Consider the following 2,084-nt stretch of genomic DNA (forward strand, 5'->3'; position numbering starts at 1 on the left):
TTGTGGTGGACGTTCTGGCGGGCGTCTCCGTGAATGTGTCTCGGATATCTCCCTGGTGCTCTTGTTCGGACATTCCCGCGTGCGTGGGGGGGGGGGGGGGGGGCCCTCCCCCCCCCAACCCCCCGCCGTTCCGTGCTCCCTGGGCGTGCGCCGCCGGTCAGGCCAGGGCGAGGAAGAGCTTCTCCAGCTCGGCCTCGCTCATCGGCGGGGTGTCCTCGTCGGCGGCGGCCATGCACTGGCGCATGCCGCTCGCGACGATCTTGAACCCGGCCCGGTCGAGTGCGCGCGAGACGGCGGCGAGCTGGGTGACCACGTCCTTGCAGTCCCGGCCCGCCTCGATCATCGCGATCACTCCGGCCAACTGGCCCTGCGCGCGGCGCAGCCGGTTCAGGACCGCGCCGACCGCCTCCTCGTCCACCTGCATGTCGGGGCCGCCTTTCACATCGACTGTCGATGGACAAGTGTACCCGGCGGGGTATTCATTCCCGGGTCGCGAAAGCCGTACCCGGCGGGGGTGGGTCAGCGGCGGAACCGGGGACCGGTCAGCGGCGGGCCAGGCGGCGCTCCCCACCGGCGCCGGTCGCGTACGGAAGCTCGTAGTGCGCGAACACGGCGGGCTCGTCCTCGGCGGGCAGCACGTCGTCGGTGCCGATCGCCGGAGCCTGCTTGACGACGTTGCGCGGGTACGCCACCCGGAGGTAGTCCGGTCCGGCCACCGCCCCCTCCAGCGGGACGAACACCAGGCGGCGACGGCCGGCGAACCCGACCGTGACGGTCGCGAAGAACGGCTCGTCGCTGGCCGTCTCCACGTAGACCGACTCCAGCGAACCTATGCGGCGGCTCTTCTCGTCGACCACGGCGTGGCCGCGCCACTCCCGGATGTCCGCCATTGCGATGCCCATCGCCCGGCCTCCCGCCTCCGGCTCTTCCACGGCCCTGATCCCCCCATCCTCCGTCGGGAGCGACAGGGGCGCACGACGGGCCCACGGGCCCCGGCGCCGACCGCGTCGGCAGGTACGACGGGGTGGCCCGCAGGCACTGTGGTCCATGCGGTCCAGACCACATTGAGCGGAGCGGGGCGTCCGTTGAAGGATCGGAGGTTCGAGCACGTCAGGGACGACGGTTCCGGAGAGAGCCGCGTGACCGGGGAGGCAATGTGATCATCGCCCGCGAGGTGGAGTTCGACCGCGACGAGATGTTCGAGCTGTACGACGCGGTGGGGTGGGAGGGCTACACCGGCGACGTCGACAAGCTGCTGCGCGGCCTGGCCAACTCCCACCTGGTCGTGACCGCGCGCGACGAGTCCGGGGAACTGCTCGGGCTGGCCCGCACCGTCTCGGACGACGAGGCGGTCTGCTACGTCCAGGACGTGCTGGTGCACCCGCGCCACCACCGGAAGGGCGTGGGGCGCGCACTGATGGAGCACCTGATGGACCGCTACGCCCACTGCCGGTTCTTCCTGCTCTCGACCGACCACGAGTCCACCCCGGAGGGCGTGCGGAACCACGCCTTCTACCGCTCGCTGGGCTTCCTCTCGTACGACGAGAAGGAGATGTCCGCCTTCGGTCTCCCCCGCGTCCGGGCTCCGCGCCCGGGCGCGGAGCGGGCCGAGGCGCGACCGGGCCCGACCGCGGGCTGAGCCGATCGCGCCCGACCCCGATCGCGCTCGACCCGATCGTGGGCCGACCCGATCCAGCCCTGGCCCGGTCCCCGGCGGCTCAGGCCGGGCGGCCGGGCGGGACCAGGCCGGTCTGATAGGCGATGGCGACGAGCTGGGCGCGGTCGCGGGCGTCGAGCTTGTTCATCGCCCGGTGGACGTGGGTGCGGACGGTGAAGGGGCTGACGAACATCCGCTCCGCGATCTCCTCGTTGGTGAGGCCGGTGGCGGCCATCGACATCACCTCGCGCTCGCGGGCGGTGAGGACGGCGAGCCGCTCACTGGTCGGGGTTCCGGGCGCCGGCTCGGGCTGGGCCAGGAACTGGTCGATCACCGCCCGGGTCGGGGGGGGGGGGGGGGGGGGGGGGGGGGGGGGGGGGAGGGGGGGGGGGGGGGGGGGGGGGGGGGGGGGGGGGGGGGGTTACGT

At 73.2% G+C, this 2,084-nt stretch carries 3 protein-coding genes and 1 pseudogene; 1 reads left to right on the forward strand and 3 read right to left on the reverse strand.

The features are described from left to right. Positions 1–157: 157 nt before the first annotated feature. Positions 158–424, reverse strand: coding sequence for a metal-sensitive transcriptional regulator (locus ACZ5OX_RS30070; protein ID WP_360341404.1), 267 nt, complete (start codon positions 422–424; stop codon positions 158–160). A 118-nt stretch (positions 425–542) separates the two neighbouring features. After that, on the reverse strand, positions 543–902 hold the full coding sequence (locus ACZ5OX_RS30075) for a PRC-barrel domain-containing protein (protein WP_465634377.1): 360 nt from the start codon (positions 900–902) through the stop codon (positions 543–545). A gap of 254 nt (positions 903–1,156) precedes the next feature. Here ACZ5OX_RS30075 and ACZ5OX_RS30080 point away from each other — a divergent pair, with 254 nt between their 5' ends. Next, positions 1,157–1,639, forward strand: a complete 483-nt coding sequence (locus ACZ5OX_RS30080; RefSeq protein ID WP_465634379.1) for a GNAT family N-acetyltransferase — start codon at positions 1,157–1,159, stop codon at positions 1,637–1,639. A gap of 79 nt (positions 1,640–1,718) precedes the next feature. On the opposite strand, the pseudogene ACZ5OX_RS30085 reads toward ACZ5OX_RS30080, so the two are convergent. Beyond that, positions 1,719–2,009, reverse strand: a pseudogene (locus ACZ5OX_RS30085) (response regulator transcription factor); the annotation flags it as partial. Positions 2,010–2,084: the final 75 nt, after the last annotated feature.

It is taken from the genome of Kitasatospora sp. NPDC032121 (genome assembly GCF_055580145.1).

Bases quoted from the DNA above. Each gene is read 5' to 3' on its own strand.
- ACZ5OX_RS30070 (WP_360341404.1), bottom strand. From the start codon at position 424: ATGCAGGTGGACGAGGAGGCGGTCGGCGCGGTCCTGAACCGGCTGCGC.
- ACZ5OX_RS30075 (WP_465634377.1), bottom strand. From the start codon at position 902: ATGGGCATCGCAATGGCGGACATCCGGGAGTGGCGCGGCCACGCCGTG.